General features: G+C 45.2%; 24 protein-coding genes. 6 read left to right on the forward strand and 18 right to left on the reverse strand.

The window, feature by feature from the left end; translation table 11 throughout:
* Window positions 1–51: 51 nt before the first annotated feature.
* From fliG to VA249_RS10390, 15 genes are all read right to left on the reverse strand, one after another.
* Entirely contained in the window at window positions 52–1,107 is a 1,056-nt protein-coding gene (gene fliG, locus VA249_RS10320; protein ID WP_221067931.1) for a flagellar motor switch protein FliG, read from the reverse strand.
* Window positions 1,100–2,842: a flagellar basal-body MS-ring/collar protein FliF gene (gene fliF, locus VA249_RS10325; RefSeq protein ID WP_221067932.1), complete on the reverse strand. Its 1,743-nt coding sequence runs from the start codon at window positions 2,840–2,842 to the stop codon at window positions 1,100–1,102. Before fliF ends, fliG begins: the two co-directional genes overlap by 8 nt.
* Before the next feature lie 15 nt (window positions 2,843–2,857).
* A complete protein-coding gene (fliE, locus tag VA249_RS10330; protein ID WP_128810430.1) occupies window positions 2,858–3,169 on the reverse strand; it encodes a flagellar hook-basal body complex protein FliE in 312 nt (103 codons plus the stop codon).
* A gap of 125 nt (window positions 3,170–3,294) precedes the next feature.
* Complete coding sequence (locus tag VA249_RS10335; RefSeq protein ID WP_221067933.1) at window positions 3,295–4,704, reverse strand: sigma-54-dependent transcriptional regulator; 1,410 nt, start codon at window positions 4,702–4,704, stop codon at window positions 3,295–3,297.
* 29 nt (window positions 4,705–4,733) lie between these two features.
* Window positions 4,734–5,765 (reverse strand): sensor histidine kinase, encoded by a 1,032-nt coding sequence (locus VA249_RS10340; RefSeq protein WP_221067934.1) that lies wholly within the window; start codon window positions 5,763–5,765, stop codon window positions 4,734–4,736.
* 197 nt (window positions 5,766–5,962) lie between these two features.
* A complete protein-coding gene (locus tag VA249_RS10345) occupies window positions 5,963–7,429 on the reverse strand; it encodes a sigma-54 dependent transcriptional regulator (RefSeq protein WP_221067935.1) in 1,467 nt (488 codons plus the stop codon).
* 282 nt (window positions 7,430–7,711) lie between these two features.
* Window positions 7,712–8,122, reverse strand: a complete 411-nt coding sequence (gene fliS / locus VA249_RS10350) for a flagellar export chaperone FliS (RefSeq protein ID WP_099079761.1) — start codon at window positions 8,120–8,122, stop codon at window positions 7,712–7,714.
* A gap of 12 nt (window positions 8,123–8,134) precedes the next feature.
* Window positions 8,135–8,440: a flagellar protein FliT gene (gene fliT / locus VA249_RS10355; RefSeq protein ID WP_221067936.1), complete on the reverse strand. Its 306-nt coding sequence runs from the start codon at window positions 8,438–8,440 to the stop codon at window positions 8,135–8,137.
* A 3-nt stretch (window positions 8,441–8,443) separates the two neighbouring features.
* Window positions 8,444–10,447 carry a flagellar filament capping protein FliD gene (gene fliD, locus VA249_RS10360; protein ID WP_221067937.1) on the reverse strand — a complete coding sequence of 668 codons (2,004 nt, stop codon included), beginning with the start codon at window positions 10,445–10,447 and terminating at the stop codon, window positions 8,444–8,446.
* Between the two features lie 20 nt (window positions 10,448–10,467).
* Window positions 10,468–10,902, reverse strand: coding sequence for a flagellar protein FlaG (flaG, locus tag VA249_RS10365; RefSeq protein WP_221069927.1), 435 nt, complete (start codon window positions 10,900–10,902; stop codon window positions 10,468–10,470).
* 75 nt (window positions 10,903–10,977) lie between these two features.
* Window positions 10,978–12,108, reverse strand: coding sequence for a flagellin (locus tag VA249_RS10370; protein ID WP_221067938.1), 1,131 nt, complete (start codon window positions 12,106–12,108; stop codon window positions 10,978–10,980).
* 290 nt (window positions 12,109–12,398) lie between these two features.
* Window positions 12,399–13,532, reverse strand: a complete 1,134-nt coding sequence (locus VA249_RS10375) for a flagellin (RefSeq protein ID WP_128810423.1) — start codon at window positions 13,530–13,532, stop codon at window positions 12,399–12,401.
* A gap of 263 nt (window positions 13,533–13,795) precedes the next feature.
* A complete protein-coding gene (locus VA249_RS10380) occupies window positions 13,796–14,929 on the reverse strand; it encodes a flagellin (protein ID WP_221067939.1) in 1,134 nt (377 codons plus the stop codon).
* 225 nt (window positions 14,930–15,154) lie between these two features.
* The gene (locus VA249_RS10385) at window positions 15,155–16,057 is read right to left on the reverse strand and encodes a Dyp-type peroxidase (RefSeq protein ID WP_221067940.1); all 903 of its coding nucleotides are present in this window, start codon (window positions 16,055–16,057) and stop codon (window positions 15,155–15,157) included.
* Window positions 16,058–16,101: 44 nt separating this feature from the next.
* Window positions 16,102–16,587 (reverse strand): DUF2919 domain-containing protein, encoded by a 486-nt coding sequence (locus VA249_RS10390; RefSeq protein WP_128810421.1) that lies wholly within the window; start codon window positions 16,585–16,587, stop codon window positions 16,102–16,104.
* A gap of 130 nt (window positions 16,588–16,717) precedes the next feature.
* Between VA249_RS10390 and VA249_RS10395 the strand changes: the two genes are divergently transcribed.
* Together VA249_RS10395 and VA249_RS10400 are read left to right on the forward strand one after the other, a co-directional pair.
* Window positions 16,718–17,065 (forward strand): DUF2956 domain-containing protein, encoded by a 348-nt coding sequence (locus VA249_RS10395; protein ID WP_211916173.1) that lies wholly within the window; start codon window positions 16,718–16,720, stop codon window positions 17,063–17,065.
* A gap of 1 nt (window position 17,066) precedes the next feature.
* Window positions 17,067–17,399: a DUF4156 domain-containing protein gene (locus VA249_RS10400; RefSeq protein ID WP_221067941.1), complete on the forward strand. Its 333-nt coding sequence runs from the start codon at window positions 17,067–17,069 to the stop codon at window positions 17,397–17,399.
* Between the two features lie 90 nt (window positions 17,400–17,489).
* On the opposite strand, the gene VA249_RS10405 is transcribed toward VA249_RS10400, so the two are convergent.
* Window positions 17,490–17,777: a winged helix-turn-helix domain-containing protein gene (locus VA249_RS10405; RefSeq protein ID WP_128810419.1), complete on the reverse strand. Its 288-nt coding sequence runs from the start codon at window positions 17,775–17,777 to the stop codon at window positions 17,490–17,492.
* 294 nt (window positions 17,778–18,071) lie between these two features.
* Between VA249_RS10405 and VA249_RS10410 the strand changes: the two genes are divergently transcribed.
* From VA249_RS10410 to VA249_RS10425, 4 genes are all read left to right on the forward strand, one after another.
* A complete protein-coding gene (locus VA249_RS10410; RefSeq protein ID WP_221067942.1) occupies window positions 18,072–18,422 on the forward strand; it encodes an ArsC family reductase in 351 nt (116 codons plus the stop codon).
* 18 nt (window positions 18,423–18,440) lie between these two features.
* A complete protein-coding gene (dapE, locus tag VA249_RS10415; RefSeq protein ID WP_221067943.1) occupies window positions 18,441–19,574 on the forward strand; it encodes a succinyl-diaminopimelate desuccinylase in 1,134 nt (377 codons plus the stop codon).
* Between the two features lie 106 nt (window positions 19,575–19,680).
* A complete protein-coding gene (locus VA249_RS10420; RefSeq protein WP_221067944.1) occupies window positions 19,681–20,379 on the forward strand; it encodes a M15 family metallopeptidase in 699 nt (232 codons plus the stop codon).
* Complete coding sequence (locus tag VA249_RS10425) at window positions 20,376–20,579, forward strand: DUF2897 family protein (protein WP_128810415.1); 204 nt, start codon at window positions 20,376–20,378, stop codon at window positions 20,577–20,579. The genes VA249_RS10420 and VA249_RS10425 overlap by 4 nt, the downstream gene beginning before the upstream one ends.
* A gap of 164 nt (window positions 20,580–20,743) precedes the next feature.
* On the opposite strand, the gene bamC is transcribed toward VA249_RS10425, so the two are convergent.
* Together bamC and dapA are read right to left on the reverse strand one after the other, a co-directional pair.
* Window positions 20,744–21,763, reverse strand: a complete 1,020-nt coding sequence (bamC, locus tag VA249_RS10430) for an outer membrane protein assembly factor BamC (protein ID WP_128810414.1) — start codon at window positions 21,761–21,763, stop codon at window positions 20,744–20,746.
* Window positions 21,764–21,829: 66 nt separating this feature from the next.
* Window positions 21,830–22,708, reverse strand: a complete 879-nt coding sequence (gene dapA / locus VA249_RS10435; protein WP_128810413.1) for a 4-hydroxy-tetrahydrodipicolinate synthase — start codon at window positions 22,706–22,708, stop codon at window positions 21,830–21,832.
* Between the last annotated feature and the right edge of the window lie 334 nt (window positions 22,709–23,042).

Consider the following 23,042-nt stretch of genomic DNA (forward strand, 5'->3'; position numbering starts at 1 on the left):
AGGAAAGGAGGGAGTCAGCGTTCTTCACTGCAATGAAGAACGCTAAAGAGATTATAAGAACTCGTCTGCGCCGCCAGACAGCATGATTTCACCTGCATCGGCCATACGACGAGCAATCGCCAAGATTTCTTTTTGCGCCGCTTCCACGTCTGCAACACGAACTGGTGGCATTGCTTCGATATCATCACGCATCATCTCAGCGGCACGCTTTGACATGTTCTTGAAGACTTTCTCACGTAGAGAGTCGTCGGCACCTTTAAGCGCACGTTGCAGAACGTCTTGAGGAACGTCACGCAGCAATTTCTGAATACCTTGGTCGTCCACTTCCACCAGGTTCTCGAATACGAACATGAGATCTTGGATTTGTGTAGCCATGTCTTCGTCTTGGTCGCGAATCTGCTCCATCAAGATTCCCTCGACGTTGTTGTCTAGGTAGTTCATGATTTCTGCTGCAGCTTTCAAGCCGCCAATCTTCGCAGCTTGTGCGCCTGCTTGACCTGCAAACTGCTTCTCCATGATTTCGTTCAGCTCGGCCAGTGCTGATGGCTGAACTTCTTCTAGGTTAGCAATTCGCATCATCAGATCCAAACGCACGCGCTCTGGGAACTGAGAAAGAATTTCCGCTGATTGATCCGCTTCCAAGTAGGACAATACGATGGTTTGGATCTGAGGGTGTTCATTGACAATAATGCTTGCCACTTGACGTGGATCCATCCATTTCAATGAATCCAGACCTTTTGAACCAGTTCCCAATAGGATTTGGTCCACCAAGTTATTGGCTTTGTCTTCACCTAATGCTGCCACCAAGGCGTTACGCATAAAGTCTTCGCTGCCCATACCAATATTGGTGTATTTCTGAATGTCTTCTAAGAATGTGCGATGCACCGCAGAGACTTTCTCTTGGCTAAGATCTTTTGCTCGCGCCATGGCACTACCTACACGTTGAACCTGTTTTGGTTCTAAGTGACGGATAATGCCTGCAGCATCTTGTTCGTTGAGACTTAACAGCAAAATCGCTGCTTTTTCTTCACCAGTGATGGTTGAAGCATCAAACTCAACCGGCAAACCTGCGCCGTTACCATTTTGCGCTACGATGTCGTTAGCCATTGTCATTCATCCAGTTTTTCACTACTTGAGCCGCAAGCTCTGGTTCATTGGCAACCAGTGCACGAACCGCTTTCAATACGTCTTCATCTTTATGTAGGTTTGGCAAATCGATGCTCGAACCAAATTCAAACAGCTCACTGCCCTCGATATCGCTACCAATCAAGCTGGTTTCGCCATTTGCGCCAATTGGTAGGCCATCTGGTCCATACATTTCATCTTCATCGCTGCCAGCAGGGTTAAGCAGTTTCTTCATAGCTGGGCGAACAAGCACAAGGACAACCACAATAATCACCAATGCACTTGCGAACCAACGCACCCACTCACTGAAGTTCTGGTGCTCCCAAATCGGCGGCTCAACCAACTGCTCCATTTCTGGCTCAGCAAACTTCACGCTTAGTACGTTCAGCAAGTCACCGCGAGACTCGTCAAAGCCAACCGTGCCAATAAGAACCTGACGAATCGCATTGATTTCAGCTTCCGACATTGGCGTATGAGTCACTTCACCGGTGTCTGGATTAACGTGAGTACGGTTTTTGATCGCAACCGATACGGTTTGACGTGCCAACGTTCCGGTCTGTTTACGTTCATGACTGATGGTGGTATCAAGCTCAAAATTTCGCGTCGATTCTTTGCGAACCGAGCCTTGCCCCATCGCCGAACCATCTTTCATTTGAGCAACATCTTGCGGAATAGATGCATCTGCTGGGGGTTGGTTACTTAATGCCCCAGGGATACCTGCCACCATATTGCCGTTGTTGTAATCTTCCAAGGCATATTCGCTGCGAGTGGCGGGCGTATTCGGGTCAAAGCGTTTACGTGTTTGCTCAACTGCACTGAAATCCATCTGGATATCCACTTGTGCCGTGTAATTACCAAAACCAAGAATCGGCAACAATACTGAGTCGATTTTTTCACGCAGTGCCTGCTCTTGGCTTCGCTCTAATTCTTGTTCTTTACGGCGCGCAGCCGATGCTGGGTCTTGCGAACCAGAACTCAATAAGCGGCCATGTTGATCTGTTACCGTGATACGTGACGTCTTCATGCTTGGTACCGCACTGGCCACCATATCAACGATAGAATCCACTTCCTCTTGCTTAAGATTAGCGCCTGTCGACAGGGTTAAGAAAACGGAGGCAGACGCTTCTTGATTATGGCGAACAAAGACACTGTGCTTTGGTAATGCAAGCAACACTCGAGCTTTACGGACTTGCTTCATTTCTTCAATGGCTTGTGCAAGTTGGCGCTCGCGGCTGAGCTTTAATCGTTCTTGTTCTAAACGCTGAGATACACCAAACCCCATATCTTGCAATAAGATATCATCGCCAGCTTCTGTTGGTTTATTTACACCAGCGCGCACCATCCCAAGTTTAATCGAGTTATATTCACTCGACTCAACGGAAACATTGTTACCATCAAGCTTGTAATTGATCTGTTGCTGGTCGAGATAATCCAGTACAGGGATCAGCTCTTCTGTCTCATACACACCAAGCGGGCGCATCTCTGGTTCTTTTACCCAAAAGAACAGCATCACAATCAAAGCAACACAGATAGAGATTGAAAGCACGAGTACGACTTGTCGAAGTAAATCGAGGTCACCTACGGCCATATCAAATTTGGAAGCGCTGCGCTCTTCGAGATCAGGGTTTTGCCCTTCAACGTCAAGATCGGAGCTCGCAATCAGTGCGCCATCTGAGCCACCATTGCTAACGGTTAAATCTGTAGACTTGTCTGCCACACTTATTACCTAAAATTACACTGGCATGTTCATGAGGTCTTTGTAAGCCTCAACGAGTTTATTGCGGATTTGGACAGTGGCCTCGAAAGCAACACTGGATTTGTTACGAGCAATCATTACGTCAGATAAAGAGACATCTGCATCGCCACGGTCAAAACGTGTTTGAAGATCACCTGATGTTTTTTGAAGTGAGTTGACATTATTGATGGCTTTAGTGAGCAGATCACCAAAATCTGCCCCAACTTGTGCGCCTGTTCCAACTGGCGTTGCATTCGTTGCCCCAACCATCATGGCGCGCATTTCTGCTTGAATACCATCAACTTTCATTGTCACCTCTAAGCCAAAACTTTGACTATTAATAAAACTGTTTTTTGACACAGCAATTAGCGTGCCATAAGACAAAAACGTTGCAGTTTAACCACTCTTTAATCTTATGGCTACGCATGTCGCGACTAAGCCGGAATATCGATACCTGCATCACGCATTTTGGCGAGTTTATAGCGCAACGTTCGTGGGCTGATACCCAATTTATCGGCCATTTCTTTACGGCGGCCGTTACACTCAATCAAGGTTTCTAGAATGATGGCATACTCTTGATCGCGCAACTCCCCACCAAGCCCCTCCCCCCCAGCCGCAGCGCGGTTAATCGATTCCGCTTGAGCAACCGGTTTAACATCCGGCACAATGACATGAGCATTTTGAACAACATGCTGAAGACTGCTCGCATCTTGCCAATCTACACCCTCTAGCAAAATATGTTCTGCATCAATGTCACCGTTTTCACTCAAAATCAGTGCACGTTGAACCACGTTGTCTAATTCACGAACGTTACCCGGCCATGGATATTGAAGTAGCTTCTCCAATGCAACATCAGAAATTTTTGGCACTGGCATGCCCATCTTGCTGCAATGGCGCTCCGCAAGATGCGTTGCAAGCGGTGCGATATCACCTTTACGCTCGCAAAGTGCTGGCCACGAAATTGGGAAAACATTTAAGCGGTAGTACAAGTCTTCACGGAAGTTACCCTCTGACACATACTGTTTTAAATCACGGTTACTCGTTGCAAGCACACGCACATCCAGCTTGATGCTCTTACGGCTCCCTAAACGTTCCACTTCGCGCTCTTGTAATACGCGCAGTAATTTCGCTTGTAGGCTTAAATCCATTTCACTGATTTCATCCAGCAAAATCGTACCGCCTTGTGCCTGTTCAAACTTACCCGGACACGCTTGTACCGCACCGGTAAACGCCCCTTTCTCATATCCGAATAAGGTCGCTTCCAACATGTTGTCTGGAATAGCCGCACAGTTGATGGCGACAAAAGGGCCATCTTTACGATGAGAAGCATTATGGATGTAACGAGACATCACCTCTTTACCGGAACCACTTGGGCCCAAGATCATAACGTTTGCATCGGTGCGCGCGACTTTATCTGCCAAAGCAAGAAGACGCAGGCTTTTTTCATCTGCTACGACCGCATCACCGTTATCATCACTTTTGATAGGCGCATAACGGCTCACCATATTGAGCAGAACTTCAGGTGCAAATGGCTTCGCCATATAATCAATCGCACCCTCTTTCATTGCCGAAACGGCGTCTTCTATGTTTGCGTACGCCGTCATTAGAAGAACCGGTAAATTTGGCCAATTCTGTTTGATATTGCGAAGCAGCGCTAAGCCGCCCATGCCTGCCATTTGTACATCAGAAACGACGATATCCACTGCGTTCGACTTCAGTTTCACTAATGCGTCTTCTGCACAATCCGCTTCTAACCATTCGTACCCTGCCAGAGCCAGAGTATCGACCAAGGCTTCACGAAGACCTTCATCGTCTTCTACGATCAGCACTTTGCTTTGCGCCATTATGATTCTCCTGTTATCGCAAAAGCCGCTTACTGCGCTTCTGCTTGCACTCGCTCTAGCGGAATGCACATCGTAAAGCAGGCTCCATCACCCTGCTCTGAAATAAGTTCCAATCGACCGTCATGGGCACGGCAAACCATCTGAACTACCGCGAGCCCCAACCCCGTTCCTTGAGAACGTGTGGTGAAAAATGGCTCCATAATTTTGGCTTGTAGTTCTTTTGGTACGCCCGGGCCGCTGTCTTGCACAGAAATGCGCAATTCACCGTTCACCGGACGAAAAAAAACATCAATTTGCGATTCTTTTCCTGACATTTGAATCGCATTCATCACTAAGTTACTTAGTGCTGATGCAATGGCGTTTGCGTTGCCAAGCAGCTCGGTCTGCTCTTCTTCGACTTCAAGGAAGTAGTCAATGTTATTGTTCTTCAACGCGGTTTCGACCATTGGCTGATATTCGGCAACCAACTGAGCGATGCTAAATGGCTTAATGACTTTATTATCACCACCTTTGGCAAAAAGCAGCATATCATTTACCTGCTTTTCCAAATCGTGCAGTCGATCCATTAATTTGCTTTGAAATCGATCTTTCGTTGCTGGTGGAAGATTTGGGGCGGCAAGGTTAGAGGCGTACAACATTGCACTCGATAGTGGCGTTCTCACTTGATGCGCCAATGAGGCAACCATCCGACCTAAAGAAGACAAACGCTGCAAATCACTGATGCGTGACTGTAATAACCGCGTTTCCGTTAAATCCGTGATCAGTATCAATTGCCCGGTCGTCGAAGCCGAGATTGCTAAACGCACTTTACGACCATTACGCAATGAAACTTCATGTCCGTCATCCTCACGCGGATCAAAAGCCGCTTGAATAATGGTGAACCACTTTTCGTTCACTAACGGAATCTCAAGAATTCGGTGCGCTTCTGGGTTTGCTTCACGAACAACACCATGTGTATCAAGTAAGATCACCCCTGCAGGCATCACATCCAATACTTGTTTGTATCGCTCTACTTGATTTTCTACCGAATCGAGATGGGATTGGTTGGTGTTATTGTCCATGTACTGCCTGTCGAAATATCGCCATTTAACAACTAAATAGCTAAACAAGCAATTTATATACCAAACATTTTTACAATTTTATCAATCAGTTAGTTAGAGACCATCAGTTAGCCAGCGACAATAAGTTGACACATGCATAAGCAACAAAACCCGCAAGGTACGGGTTTTGAATATAGAAAGGCAAATAAGCGTGATGTCTAACGATGCAGGTTGTATTTGCGCATCTTCTCGACCAATGTGGTGCGGCGCATTCCGAGCATATCCGCGGCACGAGCAACCACGCCACCTTGGGCTTCAAGCGCCTGACTGATCATGTTCACTTCTAGATCTGCAAGTAGCTCTTTGAGGTTCAATCCCTCTGGTGGTAGGCCTTGTGGGGCATTTACGTTGTGGTCGAGATCACTTTGAGTATCAAAGCTGAAGTTTTCGGAGAAAATATCTTGGAAAACGTCACGCTCTTGTTCTTCAACAGACGTAAATGGATTGGTTTCTGGCTGAAACTCAGGAATATCACTGTAGCGATACTTCGTTGGTAAGTGATTGACATCCACCAGACTGTTTGGATAAAGAATGATCATGCGCTCTACTAGATTCGCAAGTTCACGAACATTTCCTGGCCAATTATGTTCCATCAATGAGTTTATTGCCCGTGGCGTAAAACAAATCGGCTGACCACCTTCTGCTTCTAATCGAGTCATCAGCTCTTGAAGAAGTAATGGAATGTCTTGTTTACGAGCCTTAAGCGCTGGCATTTCAATTGGGAATACATTGAGACGGTAGAACAGATCTTCACGGAATGTGCCGTCGTCGATCATGGTTTCTAAGTTACGATGCGTTGCAGCAACAACACGAACGTTCACTTTAATCGTCGTGTTGCCACCCACACGTTCAAAACATCGCTCTTGAAGAACACGCAGCAATTTCACTTGCATTGACATCGGCATATCGCCAATTTCATCAAGGAAGATCGTACCACCCTCTGCCAACTCAAAACGGCCTTTGCGAGAAGTCAGCGCACCAGTAAATGCACCTTTCTCATGGCCAAAAAGTTCGCTCTCCAAAAGCTCAGGAGGAATGGCACCACAGTTAATTGGCACAAATGGTCCATTACGGTATGCAGAATGGTAATGAATATTACGCGCAACCACTTCTTTACCCGTGCCAGACTCACCAAGGATCAATACATTCGCTTCTGTGCCAGAAACTTGCTCGATCAAATGACGAACTTCTTGAATACCACGGCTTTGACCAACAAGACTACGGAAAAGGGTGTTCTTACGAGCGCTTGCTACAACGTTGACGCCTTTGCGTCCAAGAAAGTCTTTACAATGACGTAACGCCTCACTCAACTGTGGATAGTTAAGTGGCTGCTCTAATTCACCAACAAAGTTAGGTAGATCATCAACCGATAGAGGGAAAGGCCCCAAAACAAGCAAAGGGATATGGTGCGCTTGTCTTAGATGAGCCATCAATGTTGTCGCTGCACGCCCCGCAGATACGTTGCCTATGATACAGCCAGCCCATACTCCGGACCAGTCTACATCACCAAGCTGGTCAGTACTGACTGCTTCGCAACTCTCTCCAACAAATTCTAATATATTGCTTATATTTAGACGACTTGGAGCATCGTCATCAATTACAAGCAGCTTTGCCAAACCTTGCATAAGTAAGAATGATTGCCTTTATTTCGGGTGCGTTGCGGCCAAACCTTGATTTGCACTATTGGAAATGAGAAAGGAACACCGTCTCTCAATTAGTGATAGATAATTAGGGAAATCAGCAACAAAAAAAGCCATTAGGGCTACTAATGGCTTCTATTTTATTTGAATAAAAAAATAAGGCAACCAAGCAATGGTGCGGTGTGAGCTCGATTGTAACTTTACTCACGAATTAAACGTACAATCGCTTATAAACAAAACTTAGTTTATAAAGTTTTGTTTTGAATATTAAATTCCCACTTCGGCTGCTGTTAAGTTGTGATATTCCGCAGGAATCTGATCCCACGCTGATTTGATTTCACGAATGATATCAATCACATCATCAATTGGCTGAGGGTCGTTTTTATGGTTCGCAGCAGAGATCTGAGTGATCATAAACTCATATAAAGCATCTAGGTTAGATGCAATCTCACCACCATCTTGCATAGAAAGGCAGCTACGAAGAGAAATAATAATGTCTAATGCTTTCCCTAGGCGTTCACCTTTCGCAGGAATGTTTCCTGCAAGCATTGCCGCTTTACCTTGAATTAAGCGTTCAATCGCACCAGCCATCAGCATTTGAATCACTTTGTGCGGAGAAGCCGCGCTTAGCTGACTGTCGACTGATACCTTTTTGTATGCTTGCAAAGAACCGCGCATAGTATTCCTCTTCTAAATAAATTTTTTGTACTGCTGAAGCGAGCGCTGACCATAACGGAACTTGTGAAGTTCTTTTCCAACATTCGAGGTCTCTACTTGCATCAGCTCAACAATTTTTTTGGTTCGAGTAAGCAAGTCTTGCCACTCTACTTGCTGCTTAACCAATGGATTACTCTCTGCACTGGATAACAGACTTTCTAATAAGCTTTCTCTGATATCGACCAAGTGAAGAATTTCTTCAGCATTAAAGTCATCTTTTTCTAGGTGTTGCGTTATTAGTTGATCAATATCACTAATTTTTTGGAGTTCAGTTTCCATTCATTAGCCGATTGCGTTCATTAACGCCCCAAGTTGACCTTGCATTTTACCCGTCGCATCTTGCATCGCAGCAAATTTCGCATGGGTACGTTTTTCAAGACCGTCCATTCGGCGATCCAATGCGACTTGATCATCGTTAAGTCGATAATTTTGCTCTGTCAGGCTTTTTTCACGTGTGCGGATACTACCCGTAATTCCGGTAATACCGTGAATGGCATCTTCTACACGTTTCGCGAAGCCTGTGTTACCGCCGAAGAACTTTTCCAGCTCATTGAAGTTGTTATTCAACTGGCGGTCGAGCATGTCGTAGTTGATTTCGAGTGTCCCTTGACGTGTGGTCGTAATGCCAAACTCTGTCAATGATTTTAAATTTTCCGGCGCTTTGTCGATATTGGTAGAGAAAACAGATTTCAATCTCGCATCAGCACTTCGCACGGTACTATCGCCCGCTAATGGACCACGCTGACCGGTCGTTGGGTCGACACTCGCCAGTGCTTTGGATGTTTGGTAGAACGCATTATAGGCAGACACAAACGTTTCTATATCGGCACGCACACTTTGACGATCATACTCAACACCAATTTCAGCTGGCGGTTTACCCGCTTCTGACTTGCCTTTGATCGTGAGGTTTACCCCCTCAATCGCATCTTCTATCACGTTGTTGTGGCTAGATAACTGCGCAACACCATCAAGCATCACCATCGAATCCTGGCCAGCTTGAACTTGCGTCATACCTAAATAGGCTTCAAATGACTTCTGTGCTTCTGCAATTTTTGTTTCTGCGACATCGATTTTTTCTAAGCGTTCACGTTCTTCGGGTTTTAGCTTAGAACGATGCATCTCTTTGGCTTGTTCTTCGGTGAGCTCACCGCGCTCGACCTTTTCATCAAGTTGTTGCTTGTCACTAGCAATTTTCTGCTCGATGTCTGCTTTTTCTTGTTCGAGCTGCTGCTTGGCTTCTTTTGTCGTGACGTAAGAATCCACCAAGGTGCCAGATGCTGTATTATTCCAACCAGGAACGTCAGGAGCTTTTGCAATCGCCGCTTCATCCAGTTCAATTTCTGGCATACGGTACGAATCCAACAACGTTCCAGAAGCGGTTTCCGTCCAGCCGGGGATACTGTCCTGCGGGCGCATTCCTGCACGTTGATTCGCTTTGTCTATTGCCTCTTGAGCCGCCTTGGCTGCTGCTGAACCATAAGAAGAAATCGGTTCATTTGATGTATTTTCTGTGGCTTGATCTGCCGCTTTCTGGTCTTGAGGAGGTAGAGGATTGCCGTCGGCATCCAGCTGACTAGGTTGTTCTACTGTGGTTGGTTCTGCCTTGAGTGGCCCTAACACGGCTTCTGCCGCTTCACGAGCTTCTTCAAGCGCATTCACTCGCTCTTCCAGTGTCTTATATTCGAAATGTTTCAGAGGATTGCCAGCTTGGGCATCGACACTGACTTTAAGTTGGTGGTCCTTTCCCGATAAGTTCGAAGCAAGGATCAAACGTGGCCCATCAACATCATTGATGAGTGATGCTCGGACGCCAGGGTTATCTTTCGCGCCATTAATTCCACGCACAACGTCCACAAGCTTAGCGTGAGATGGAACGTTAACGTTAAAATCATCATCACCAAGTGAAATCTGCAGCTTACCAGGGCCAAACTTCGCATCTTCAGGTAAAACATCAGAAGCGACTTTGTGGCTCTGAGCAAGCTGCAACACATCGATAGCATACTTACCGGCTATGGCATCCGTCGTTGCAGTGGCAGATACAATGCTGTCGTTTGTTGTTTCAACAGTACGAACCGCAAAGGCTTTCTCTTGACGAAAATTCGCCATGAGGTTCTTCATCGTATCCAATGATTCTCTAAGTCGCCCGTAGGCACTGATGCTGGCATCTATTGTCGCACGCTCGTTGTTGATGCTTTGCTGCTTTGGTACCCGCTCGGCATCTACAATTTTGCTGACCATGGCATTAATATCCATGCCGCCAGACATCCCCAAAGGGCTTAAACTCATTAAATCACCTCAAAAACGACTTACACTTTTTCAACCAACAAACCACTGTTGGCTGTGTGCTCAGCTAGGCGACGCAATACCACAAGCATTTCTTCATCAGGGATTTGACGAATCACGTCACCAGTCGTGGCTTCGAAAATCGTCACTACGTCTCGCCCCGATTCTTCATCGATACGAAACGATACTCCCTTGTTCATGGCGTTCACAAACTCATTCATCTGTGCCACCATTTTTTCACGTTCTTCTCTGTTAAGCTCATGACGGGTGTCCGCCATTTCTAATGCGGCTTTAACAGAGAAGTCGTGCTCGGCCCCTTTCACTTTTTCAGGAGAAAGTGGACCGTTTGAAGTACTCGCGCTAGGCGTACCTATGCCGCTGCCATTTTGTTTAGCAACTTTTGTGCCATTCGGTTCACCGTAAGGCTGGATGTTCGATGTATATGAGGGTATTTCCATCATAATCTCCCTTCCACCTTATGGGCTAACGAACGATCTATCGCTTAGGTGAATAAATCAGCTAAGTAAAACCGGTTAGCCCAACAAGCTTAGCGCTGCAGATGGTGACTGCTTCGCTTGAGCCAAAATTGAAGTACTTGCTTGTTGAAGAATTTGCGACTTAGTCATAGACGTCGTTTCTTTCGCGTAATCGGTATCTTTAATGCGGCTGTTAGACGCATTAACGTTTTCATTAATGTTGTCTAAGTTGCTGATTGCATGGTCGAAACGATTTTGGAATGCACCAAGAGACGCGCGCTGGCTGTCGACTGATTTCAGTGCGCCATCGATGATAGCAACCGCTTCTTGAGAACCAGCAACAGTAGTGACATCGATATCTTTAACCGTCACGTCTTTTGCTTTACCGAAACCGATCTCGCCCGCTAGGTTGCCAGAGAACTCAACGTCACCCGTTACTTTCTGAGAAGCCGCAAATACTTGTAGCTTGCCGTCTTCACCAACCGATGCTTTTACATCTTCGCTTTGACCGTTGATGTAAGTCGCTAGCTGTTCGATATCATCGCCTTGCTTTGCGTTGATCGTCAGTTCTTTCTCTTCACCAAGCTTGGTCGTGTACTTCATGCTTAGTTCAGTTTTTTCACCAACAGTCCAAGACGCGTCTTTACCCTCTTCTGCTGCGTAGCTCTTACCACCCATTGCCGAAGTATCAGAACGCAAGTTACCCATAGACAGCATGACTGCTTCACCTGAGTCCGCACCGATTTGGAAAGATTGAGTACCGTAAGTACCGTTAAGAAGTTTGTTACCACCGAAAGAGGTTGTTTCAGCGATACGATTTAGTTCATCGTTAAGCGCTGTCACTTCTTCTTGGATCGCTACACGTTCTGATTTTGAGTTTGAACCGTTCGCAGATTGAAGCGATAGGTCACGCATACGTTGTAGGATGTTAGTGGATTCATTCATTGCACCTTCAGCAACCTGTGCAATAGAAATACCGTCGTTCGCGTTTTTCACTGCCATGTCTAGACCACGGCTTTGTGCGTTCAAACGGTTAGAAATTTGTAGACCTGCAGCATCGTCTTTCGCGCTATTGATTTTATAACCCGAAGACAAACGCTCCATTGATTTTTGTTGACCTTCAGCCGCTTGGTTTAGGTAACGCTGTGCGGTCATCGCAGAAACGTTAGTATTAACGTTAATCGCCATAGTTGATCTCCTTAAGGCTTTGATTGATGCACCGTCGTGTCTCTCACCTCACTTAGGTACATCTTATTTCTCTCAATCCCTTTAACGGCGACCAATCCATATCCTTTAGGAAAAATTTTTATTTTTTTGCGATTATTTTCTGCTACTTACTGAAGTGTGATGCAACTCAAACATCCCCAACTCACAAAAGAAATACTCGCTCTGAATTCAGACAGAAAAAAACCCAGCCGAAGCTGGGTTTACTCGCTCATCTCTCACCACGAGCCAATTAGGTTCTCTTACTGGACCAATTAGCCTAGTAGACTTAGCGCTGAGTTTGGCGCTTGTTTCGCTTGCGCAAGGATTGAGCTTGACGCTTGCGATAGAATTTGTGACTTGGTCATTTGAGTCGTTTCTTTCGCAAAGTCGGTATCTTTGATACGGCTCTTCGACGCATTCACGTTCTCATTGATGTTGTCTAGGTTGTTGATTGCGTGATCAAAACGGTTTTGGAAAGCACCTAGCTCTGCGCGGTGGCTGTCTACGTATTTTAGTGCCGCATCAATGATAGCTACAGATTCCTGTGCGCCACCCACTGAGGTTACGTCAATCGTATCTACCGTTACGTTCTTCGCTTCACCGAAGCCCAACTCACCAGATAGACCGCCAGAGAAAGACACTTCGCCGTCAACTTTGTTGTTACCAGCAAAGATTTGCAGTTTACCATCTTGGTCTACTGATGCTTTTACTAGATCCGTTTGACCGTTGATGTAAGTTGCTAACTCTTCGATGTCATCGCCCGCTTTCGCGTTAATGCTGATTTCTTGCTCTTGACCAAAACTGTCTTTTAGGCTGATTTTAAGGTCATTTTTACCCTCAGCGACATTCCAGTTTTTGTCTTTGCCATTTTCTGCTTGGTAGCTCAAGCCACCCATCATTTTGTTGTCTGAGCGCATGTCTTTTAGCTCAAGCATCACAGCTTCGCCGTTGTCCGCACCGATTTGGAAAGATTTAGAACCGTGCGTGCCGTTTAGTAGCTTGTTGCCACCAAAAGAGGTCGTTTCAGCGATACGGTTTAGCTCATCGTTTAGCGCGGTTACTTCTTCTTGAATCGCAACACGCTCTGCTTTTGAGTTTGAGCCGTTTGCCGATTGTAGAGAAAGATCACGCATGCGTTGCAGAATGTTGGTTGTCTCGTTCATTGCACCTTCAGCCGTTTGTGCAATAGAGATACCATCGTTCGCGTTACGAACGGCCACATCAAGACCACGACTTTGCACGTTCAAGCGGTTCGAAATTTGAAGACCCGCAGCGTCATCTTTTGCGCTGTTGATTTTTGAACCTGAAGACAAACGTTCCATTGACGTTTGTTGTGCTGAGTTTGCGCTATTTAGGTAACGCTGAGCGGTCATTGCTGATACGTTTGTGTTTACATTCACTGCCATGGTGATTTCTCCAATTGATTTTCCGATGTAGCGGTTTCCGACGTCTCGGAAAACCAAGTAGTTCTCTCAAAGTTATTTTTATTAACGGCGCACTTCTTGGTTTCTTTAGGAAAAATTTAAGATTTTTTTGAAAAAAAATTGTTTGGCAGGTAAATCGTGATGAAGCGGATAAAAAAGCAAAAAAACTTTCTTTTTTTACTAAAGCTTCGTTTGGAATTGTCGATAAAGGCTGTTTTTACGTAAAAATCACGTCACGTTATTGATTAGCCCAGTAGCGTTAGTGCTAGATTTGGCGCCTGCTTTGCTTGTGCAAGAATCGTGGTGCTGACTTGTTGCAAGATCTGCTGCTTCACCATTTGTGTGGTTTCTTTGGCGTAGTCAGTATCTTGGATTCGACTGTTTGAGGTTGCGACGTTTTCGTGGATATTCTCAAGATTATTGACGGCATGGTCAAAGCGATTTTGATACGCGCCTAACTCTGCGCGATGGCTGTCTACATACTTCATAGCCGTGTCTAACACCGCAACCGCCTGTTGTGCTCCCCCTACTGAAGTAATATCCAGACTATCGACCGCGTCGTAACCTTTTAGTTGCAACCCCAGTTCACTTGCTAAATCACCAGAAAAAGCCATAGTACCTGACGTTTCTACACCAGCCATAAAGAGTTGCAACTGCCCTTTTTCATTGACAGATGCCGTGACTTTGTCAGTTTGACCATTAATATAAGTAGCAAGCTCTTCAATATCATCACCTGCTTTCGCATTGATTTGAATAGTTTCCACCTCGCCAGCACGATTGGTAAATGACATGCTCAGCTCATTCACACCATCTTTGACTTGCCAATCTGAACTTGCACGCCCATTCGCGACGTAACTAAAGCCGCCCATCTCGATACCATCGGTACGCATTGACTTCAACTCAACCTGAACAGCCTCACCGGAAGTGGCACCAATTTGAAACGATGATTGACCGAAGCTGCCATTGAGCAATTTACGCCCACCAAAAGAGGTCGTTTCTGCAATTCGGTTGAGTTCATCATTAAGCGCGCTCACTTCTTCTTGCAAAGCTAACCGTTCGGCATTGCTGTTAGAGCCGTTAGAAGATTGCAAAGAAAGATCACGCATACGTTGCATGATATTGGTGACTTCATCCATCGCGCCTTCGGCAGTTTGCATGATGGAGATTCCGTCGTTTGCATTTCGTACTGCGACATCCAGCCCTCGCATTTGCGATTGCAAGCGATTGGATATTTGCAAACCTGCTGCGTCGTCTTTTGCGCTGTTAATACGCTTCCCTGAAGACAAACGCTCCATGGATTGGTTCAGCATGTCTGTTGCATTGCTCAAGTTGCGCTGTGCAACCAGTGCTGAAACATTAGTATTAACGGTGATCGCCACGAGATACACACTCCAAACGAATTAAGGCTTTGTGTATTTATCGACCACGTTAGCCAAAGGTTTAGTGTTTATTTTAAATATTGCTAGAGAGTGAGATAGGGCGAGAGAGCAACATAAAGCAAGAGACAGAAATAGAACTAGAGACAAAGATATAGGCGTAACACAAGGGTAACGAATACTAAAAAGCCCTCTTTGGTAGAGGGCTTAAAAGCATTTGGATTGCGATTATTTGATCGCTAGCTCTGCAAGCATTTCTTGTGATGGCGCAAAGAAGTACGCACCGGTTACCGCTTTAGTAAAACGAAGCAGTTGGTCAGTCTTACCATCCGTCACACCGTACATGCTTTCTAGCATCACTTTGATGTTGTGAATGGTATTACAGTAAGAAATAAACAACAGCCCGTGCGCGCCTGTTGCTGTGCCGTATGGCAAGCTATGGCGAACAATTTTAAGACCTTTACCCTCTTCTTTAATGTCAACACGACCCACATGAGATGCTGCTGGTACGTCTTCTAACTCAATTGAATCGGGTTTAGTGCGGCCAATGACTTTCTCTTGTGCGGATACATTCAAACGGCTCCATGCAGGAAGATTGTGTTCAAAACGTTGCACCATCACGTAACTACCACCAGCAAATGCGCCGTCTTTAACCAAAGCAACATCCGCACGTGCGTCACCTTTCGGGTTTTCGGTACCGTCGATGAAATCAGTCATATCACGAGCATCTAAATAACGGTAACCGTATGTTTCATCAACAACTGTCACGTCTTCTGCAGTGTCAGTTAAGAACTTACGCAGAACATAAAAGTGTAAGTCATGACGTGTTGAGTGGCAGTGAATCAACACATCAACATCGCTTGCAGGTGCAATCACTTCGCCCTCACCGAGCGGTGTAAAATCGATCAACTCGTCAGGCATTTGCATGTTTAGGTGTTGCCAGAACGACTTAGTGAATGCGATTGAAAGGGTTAAGTCCGCTCCTGGTTGGGTCGTATTAAGCTCTTTAACTAGCTCAGGAAGTGCTTTCAGTTTTTCCAATACCTGTTCACGGTTTTGGTTTACTTTTAGCTGAGTGTAAAGTGCAAATGGTCCTGCTTCAGGCACGATCGCCGTTTGAGCTTGTGACATTGAGATATCCTCTATACTTTGCCCCATGCGGGAGTTTTTTGTTCTTAATTTTTTGATGGCTGCGGTTCACTGTGCTCAAGATGTGGCACTTGGAAACAGTCTTTTACCCACCTTCCATTTAGAAGATAGATTATAAACCAACTTAACAAGGTAATCGTAAGCGCGTTCGCCCAATTGAATACACCATGTTCGAGATAGACATGATACATACTCTGAGCCAATTGAATACCGCACAAGATCAAAGTCATCGCACGACCGTGCTGCATAATTTGGTTCACCCATCCACGATCTGGGTGGCGTAACCCCATAAGCCACATCAGTAATAGACTCGGAATGCCAATCGACAAGCCCAAATACAAGGTGCTTGAGTCAGGGTACACCATTGCAAGAATTTTGCTTCCACTATCTCTGCTCACTCCAGCCATGGCAAATACCACCCATGAGCGAGCTAAAAATATCCAACCTAACCATACAAAAATGGGCGCTTTTAAAAATCCATGAGCGTCGTATTGATCAAATGAGTAACGCACAATATTGTCTTCTTAGTTTTGTAAAACGTCACTTTAACCGATCGGTCTAGAGTTGCAACACAACGGTTGTTCATTTCATCCTGTTTGACAGGTAAACTAAGTTTAGATTTACCGCAATATAAGAAAAACGATGAAGAAGAACAGCACGCCAGTACCGTCCCAAGAAACCCAAACTGAGGCGATGAAAATTGCCAGAGCAACACAAAAACAAGGTCAAACTAAAGAGCAAACAAAGCTGATCGCCCAAGGCATTGAAAAAGGGATTGCTCAATACAAGAAGCAACAGAAAGAACGTAATCGCCAAGCTGACAAAGCAAAGAAAAAGCAGCAAAAAGAAAAACTGCGTCAAAACGAACCAGTCACGGCAATAAACGAAGACACAAGCGAAATCCCAACAAGCAAATCCACACTGCTCCCTTGGGGGTTATTGGTATTGAGCTGGGTTGGATTTGCCGCTTACATCATGATGGGGAAATAATATGATTCGTAATGTGATGATTGGATGCATCGCGTTAAGCATCGGGGGTTGTGCTACACCAACAACACAACCTCTCGAACAAAGTTCAATGGTAGAGATGCGAATTGATAGCCAGTTTAATCCGACTCAATGTGAGTACATCAGTGAAATTACAGGGAGTGAGGGGCATTGGTACAGTTATCTGTTTTATACCAACGATGCGATGATGCAAGGTGCAATGAACGATCTTAAAAACACTGCAATGAAAATTGGTGCCGATACGGTATTTATGATTTCACCTCAAGACTTCGTCACTTCCTTTAGCGTCATTGGTATCGCCTACCGCTGCCAATAAGACCCATTTCCCTACGCTCTTATCGCTAAAGTGATCAAATGAATCAAGGCTAGGTGATTACAGCCATTAAAAAAGCCAGCTAATGCTGGCTTATGCACGAAATCCAAGGCTACTAACGATATCTCTCTCCCGATCGAGCACCCATTGACTGTCAAATGGTCCCCAATCAGATAGCTGATAATAGCCGTCATTATGACGTCGGCCATCTTGAACAAAAATCAGCTCAATGCCGATACCCGGTAATGCCTTAAGTACATCTTGAATCGTACGACGAGGCCACCCCGTTTTCTCAATCAATTTTGGCACATTCGGCCTTTCTAGGTTTTCCACCAATAAGGCCAAATACAAACGCCTCGCAAAAACAGGACTCAACTCCATTGACACCTCCAAAAATTGTGCTGATTTATTATTTCCTTTTTGTCCTACGAGATGTTGAGTTTGATCAATAAGTCGACTTATCTCGTCGAATTTACCGCATTTTTTACTGTTGTTGACGCGATAACATGGGAAATTAACCAAAAGGTGCAACATCGCAGAAACACAATCGAAAGAATTAGTCGAATCCGCCTTTTGTCAGTTTGATTGCTTCTTGGTAGGATGCTCAAACAACAAGAAACAATGCTTAAATCGAATCTATCGATAAAGTAAAGCACCACGAAAAAAGGAAAAAATATGACAGTCACTATGTTCGGCATCCCAAATTGCGACACCATCAAAAAAGCCAAAAAGTGGTTAGAAGCAGAAAATATCACCTTTGATTTTCATGACTACCGTAAGCAAGGGATCGATGCCGCACTGGTTACAGAATTTTGTAACGCACTTGGCTGGGAACAAGTATTGAACAAGCGTGGCACCACTTACCGTCAACTTTCGCAAGAACAGAAAGATTCACTCAATCCTGAAACGGCCATCACTTTATTGGTAGAAAATCCTGCCATGATTAAGCGCCCAATTATAAAAGTTGAAGACCAACTATTCATTGGTTTCAAAGCAGACCAATACGCGACCATTTTTAACTCTTAATGAAAGGAACTCTCAAGGATGACAGACAGTCCAGTACTGGCACTCGCTAAAGACCTAATAAGCCGCCAATCTGTAACGCCTGAAGATGCAGGCTGTCAGGAAGTAATGACCGAGCGACTCAAAGCGATCGGTTTTGAAGTAGAAGTCATGGTATTTGAAGACACAACGAACTTTTGGGCTCGCCGTGGCACACAAGCTCCGTTATTTGCTTTTGCTGGCCACACGGACGTTGTTCCCGCCGGTAAATTAGAGCAATGGGACACGCCTCCTTTTGAACCAACCATTATTGATGGTTATCTGCATGGTCGCGGCGCTGCTGACATGAAAGGGTCATTGGCATGTATGGTTGTCGCGGTTGAACGTTTCATCGAACAAAACCCGAACCACAACGGCTCAATTGGTTTCTTAATCACTTCTGATGAAGAAGGGCCATTTATCAACGGCACCGTTCGCGTTGTAGAAACACTCATGGCGCGTGGCGAGAACATTGATATGTGTATCGTTGGTGAACCCTCGAGTACAGAAGTCGTGGGTGACGTGGTGAAAAATGGCCGCCGTGGCTCCATCACTGGCGATTTGACCGTGAAAGGCACTCAAGGTCACGTGGCATACCCTCACCTTGCGAACAACCCTGTGCATCAGTCACTGTTAGCCATTTATGAACTTACTACGACTGAATGGGATCAAGGTAACGACTACTTCCCACCTACCAGCTTCCAGATCCCGAATGTTTCTGCTGGTACTGGCGCATCTAACGTGATCCCTGGTGAGTTTAATGTTCAGTTTAATCTGCGTTTTAGCACCGAACTCAGCAACGACATCATCGTTGAACGCATTACGCAGACGCTCGACAAGCATGATTTAAACTACGACTTAAAATGGACTTTTAATGGCGACCCGTTCCTCACCGACACTGGTGCATTACTTGACGCTGTTGTAGCGGCAGTCGATGAAGTAAACAGCACGAAGCCTGCGCTTCTCACGACAGGCGGTACGTCTGATGGTCGATTTATCGCACGCATGGGTGGTCAAGTAGTCGAGCTTGGTCCGGTAAACGCCACCATTCATAAAGTAAACGAATGCGTGAAAATCGATGATCTAGAAAAGTTAACCGATATGTATGAGAACACTTTGAAACACTTGCTGGCATAACAAACCGTTGCGTTATCACAAACTAAACTGACCAAGGAATGACTGCGGTTGGTACTACCCAAGCTCCACGTTGGCGCTTGGGTATAACTGAAATGACGAGAACACCATGACACCAGAGCAACTCACCGGGATCACCGATTCGCATCTACAATCCACTTTAGTGGGTCAAAAAGCATTTATGCTTCACCCTGGAGTGACTGACGATTTGTTAAAGATGATAGAAGCCGCGGCCAAGGCTGGCTTTAAGATGGAAATCGCCAGTGGCTTTCGTGACTTCAATCGTCAGAAAGCAATCTGGAACGGTAAGTTTTCTGGTGAGTTAACGATCCTCGATTCTGATTCCCAACCTTTAAACAAAGCGGAACTCAATGATGAGGAAAAACTGATGGCGATTCTTCGTTGGTCTGCTCTTCCTGGAGGCAGTCGTCATCATTGGGGATGCGATTTTGATGTGTATGCGCGTAACTTACTACCCGCTGATACTCAATTAAAGTTGGAACCATGGGAGTACCTCGATGGTCACCAGTTGGCTTTCTATCAATGGTTGGAGAAACATCTCGACCACTTTGGCTTCTTTTTCCCTTACCGACAAGATTTGGGTGGTGTCGCCATTGAACCTTGGCACATCAGTCATAAAGCGATAGGACAACAATGCCTCACTCGTCTGACACCTGAAGCACTAAAAAACCAGTTAATGATGCAAAACCGAATCGATAACATTGCAGGGATTGATGTCATACTGAATAATTTGGATAAGGTCGTCACCCAGTTCATTCACAATATCACGCCGCCGGAGGCTCTATGATTGAAATTCTAACCAACCCTTGGGTCATTATCATCATAGTGCTGAGCATCGTAGTGGGTAACATTGCTGCACTAAAATACACCGCAAAAATGAAGTTTGGTCAGATGGATAAAAGTCGCAAGAACGATTTAGATAAACTGAACAAACTGGATAAAGAGCGCTATGGCGATAAAAACGAGAAGAACGAAGACTCTCGTTAATATTCCGAATCTCGTTGCCATTTCGCATCTCGCTGTTATTCAAAACCTCGCTGTTATTCAGAACCTCGGTCTTATTCAAAAACAGGCCCCCAAAAAAACTCCATCAAAAAAGGGACCGATTGGTCCCTTTTGTTTATAACACGTGTTTATCAGTGTGGTCCGAATTATTCTTTCACAACGGCAGCCAATACTGGCTCTAGTGATTTCAAGAATTCTTCTTCTACCGGTTTGCCTGACGAATCCGTGATGTTGATAGACGTACGGTTACCTAAGTCACCGAGTAAGAACGTGTACTTACCTGGTCCGAGGTCAATCGGCTTCACGCCAATATCATTCCAAAACTCATCATCTGGCGAAGCATAAACCGCCGAAACCGTACCTTGAGATTGGCTACGCTCTTCAATCTTAAAGCCCATCTTAGGCAAGATATTTGGGACACGTTGCCACAAGGTATTGTATGGAGTACGAGCAATGATCACTGGAAGACCACTGCGATCTTTACCCATCGTGATTGGGATATGTTTAACAAGCTCTTGCGCTTTACGCTCAGCTTCTTCACGAACCTGCTGGTCATAACGAGCGGTCACCAGGTTTGTCATGAAGACATTGTAACGCTCACGGTTAGTTCGCGTTACTTCTGTAACTTGGTTACCCTCGCGCCAATCAATCAAGTTCACTTTAAAACCATGACGACCATTTGCTTCGGTACGAGTGATTTCATAGCGACTGCCGATCTCAACATCTTCATCTGGAGAGTTCCACGTCACCCAACCCGTTTCGATACGCGAATCCGTTTGGTTTTCAACGGGTATTTTGTTGTTTGCCACCATGTCTTGAACGGTTTGCCAAACTTTATCCAGTTCGTCTTTGCGTAGTAGCCAAAGCATGATTTCACCATCGCTAGTTCGATCAAGACGCGCACCCGGGATAAGCTCTAAAACTTGTTGTGGTGGACGAATATCCACTTGTTTACCGATACCACCCGTGTAGCTACCTTGCGGAATCGTATAATTTGGATAGTACTGACGTTGCGCATCGGCTGGAACATTCCACTCTTCCAGGGCCGGCGTATTCAAATACTCGAAATCGTCCTTTGCTTGACGACGTTGGTTAGCTGCACCTGAACAGGCAGTCAACACGAATACAGCTAGTGAACTTAACACTAACTGGCTTGAAAGCTTCATTTATACTCCTAAAACACTGAGGGCAAACTTACCCTCAGCATGAACTTCAATCCTAATATCTCAATCTTAGTAAATACCGGCGTCAGTCAACGCTTGTTCCACAATCGGCTCTGATTTTTCAGAAAGCGGAGTCAAAGGCAGACGCAGACTATTTTCATCAATCAAACCCAGCTTATGTGCTGCCCACTTAACTGGCATTGGGCTTGATTCAACAAATAAATTTTTATGCAATGTCATTAAACGTTGGTTAATGACTTCTGCTTCGTCGTACTTACCTTCACTTGCCAAATGGAACATATCTGCCATGTCTTTAGCTGCGATATTGTTCGTTACCGAGATAACGCCATTGCCGCCAAGTTTTACAAACTCAAGGCCTGTCGCATCATCGCCACTTAGTAAGATAAAATCTTCGCCACAAAGTTCACGATGAAGTGCAACTCGGCTTAAATCACCGGTTGCATCTTTAAGTGCCACAATATTATCAAGCTTTGACAAACGTGCCACAGTCTCAGGTAACAAATCTACTGCAGTACGACCCGGTACATTGTACAAAATTAGAGGTACGTCACTTGCTTCTGCGATCGCTTTGTAGTGTAAGAACAAACCCTCTTGAGATGGTTTGTTGTAGTAAGGCGTCACACTCAGGTAACCTGCGATTCCAGAATCCGCCAGTAATTTACTGAATGTCACTGCTTCATGGGTTGCATTGGCTCCCGTACCAGCAATCACTGGGATACGGCCGTCGGCGAATTCGACAGTTTTGTTTACGACCTTTACATGCTCTTCGATGGTTAGGGTTGCCGACTCACCTGTCGTGCCGACTGCCACAATACCGTCTGTACCAGCTTCGATATGGTATTCAACCAACTTTTGTAGACCCTCTAGGTCCACTTCACCATCAGGTTTAAATGGTGTAATCAGCGCTACGATACTTCCTGAAAACATGTTCATCTCCCTCATTTATCTCTTTCTGCATGGTACTGTAATGCGATTGAAAAACACAAGTGTGTAAAGGCGCTTACAAAGTACAAATGAATGAATAATTATCAGTTGTTAGAGGTCTAGCAACTTAATTGTTCTATTTGGCTGAATTCTAAGCCTTAACATGAACTCAACTGCCCTATCGCAAGCGATGCGAAATAAGGCGCGGAATATACTCTTTAGCTTCTGATTGGAAGTCAGTATTGAGTTAAATAGTGTATCGCCAAGTGACTTCAGGTACCGGGTTTAGAACAACTCGTTTAAAAAAAGAACTCGCTCGACATTTCTATTATTGTTC

Origin of the sequence: Vibrio alfacsensis (assembly GCF_019670485.1) — a bacterium.
GTDB lineage: Bacteria > Pseudomonadota > Gammaproteobacteria > Enterobacterales > Vibrionaceae > Vibrio > Vibrio alfacsensis.

Bases quoted from the DNA above. Each gene is read 5' to 3' on its own strand.
- VA249_RS10425 (WP_128810415.1), top strand. From the start codon at position 20,376: ATGATTGAAATTCTAACCAACCCTTGGGTCATTATCATCATAGTGCTG.
- fliS (WP_099079761.1), bottom strand. From the start codon at position 8,122: ATGCGCGGTTCTTTGCAAGCATACAAAAAGGTATCAGTCGACAGTCAG.
- VA249_RS10400 (WP_221067941.1), top strand. From the start codon at position 17,067: ATGATTCGTAATGTGATGATTGGATGCATCGCGTTAAGCATCGGGGGT.
- fliT (WP_221067936.1), bottom strand. From the start codon at position 8,440: ATGGAAACTGAACTCCAAAAAATTAGTGATATTGATCAACTAATAACG.
- VA249_RS10385 (WP_221067940.1), bottom strand. From the start codon at position 16,057: ATGTCACAAGCTCAAACGGCGATCGTGCCTGAAGCAGGACCATTTGCA.
- fliG (WP_221067931.1), bottom strand. From the start codon at position 1,107: ATGGCTAACGACATCGTAGCGCAAAATGGTAACGGCGCAGGTTTGCCG.
- VA249_RS10345 (WP_221067935.1), bottom strand. From the start codon at position 7,429: ATGCAAGGTTTGGCAAAGCTGCTTGTAATTGATGACGATGCTCCAAGT.
- dapE (WP_221067943.1), top strand. From the start codon at position 18,441: ATGACAGACAGTCCAGTACTGGCACTCGCTAAAGACCTAATAAGCCGC.
- bamC (WP_128810414.1), bottom strand. From the start codon at position 21,763: ATGAAGCTTTCAAGCCAGTTAGTGTTAAGTTCACTAGCTGTATTCGTG.
- flaG (WP_221069927.1), bottom strand. From the start codon at position 10,902: ATGGAAATACCCTCATATACATCGAACATCCAGCCTTACGGTGAACCG.
- fliE (WP_128810430.1), bottom strand. From the start codon at position 3,169: ATGAAAGTTGATGGTATTCAAGCAGAAATGCGCGCCATGATGGTTGGG.
- VA249_RS10410 (WP_221067942.1), top strand. From the start codon at position 18,072: ATGACAGTCACTATGTTCGGCATCCCAAATTGCGACACCATCAAAAAA.
- VA249_RS10375 (WP_128810423.1), bottom strand. From the start codon at position 13,532: ATGGCAGTGAATGTAAACACAAACGTATCAGCAATGACCGCTCAGCGT.
- dapA (WP_128810413.1), bottom strand. From the start codon at position 22,708: ATGTTTTCAGGAAGTATCGTAGCGCTGATTACACCATTTAAACCTGAT.
- VA249_RS10395 (WP_211916173.1), top strand. From the start codon at position 16,718: ATGAAGAAGAACAGCACGCCAGTACCGTCCCAAGAAACCCAAACTGAG.
- fliD (WP_221067937.1), bottom strand. From the start codon at position 10,447: ATGAGTTTAAGCCCTTTGGGGATGTCTGGCGGCATGGATATTAATGCC.
- VA249_RS10420 (WP_221067944.1), top strand. From the start codon at position 19,681: ATGACACCAGAGCAACTCACCGGGATCACCGATTCGCATCTACAATCC.
- VA249_RS10405 (WP_128810419.1), bottom strand. From the start codon at position 17,777: ATGGAGTTGAGTCCTGTTTTTGCGAGGCGTTTGTATTTGGCCTTATTG.
- VA249_RS10335 (WP_221067933.1), bottom strand. From the start codon at position 4,704: ATGGCGCAAAGCAAAGTGCTGATCGTAGAAGACGATGAAGGTCTTCGT.
- VA249_RS10370 (WP_221067938.1), bottom strand. From the start codon at position 12,108: ATGGCGATTAACGTTAATACTAACGTTTCTGCGATGACCGCACAGCGT.
- VA249_RS10340 (WP_221067934.1), bottom strand. From the start codon at position 5,765: ATGGACAATAACACCAACCAATCCCATCTCGATTCGGTAGAAAATCAA.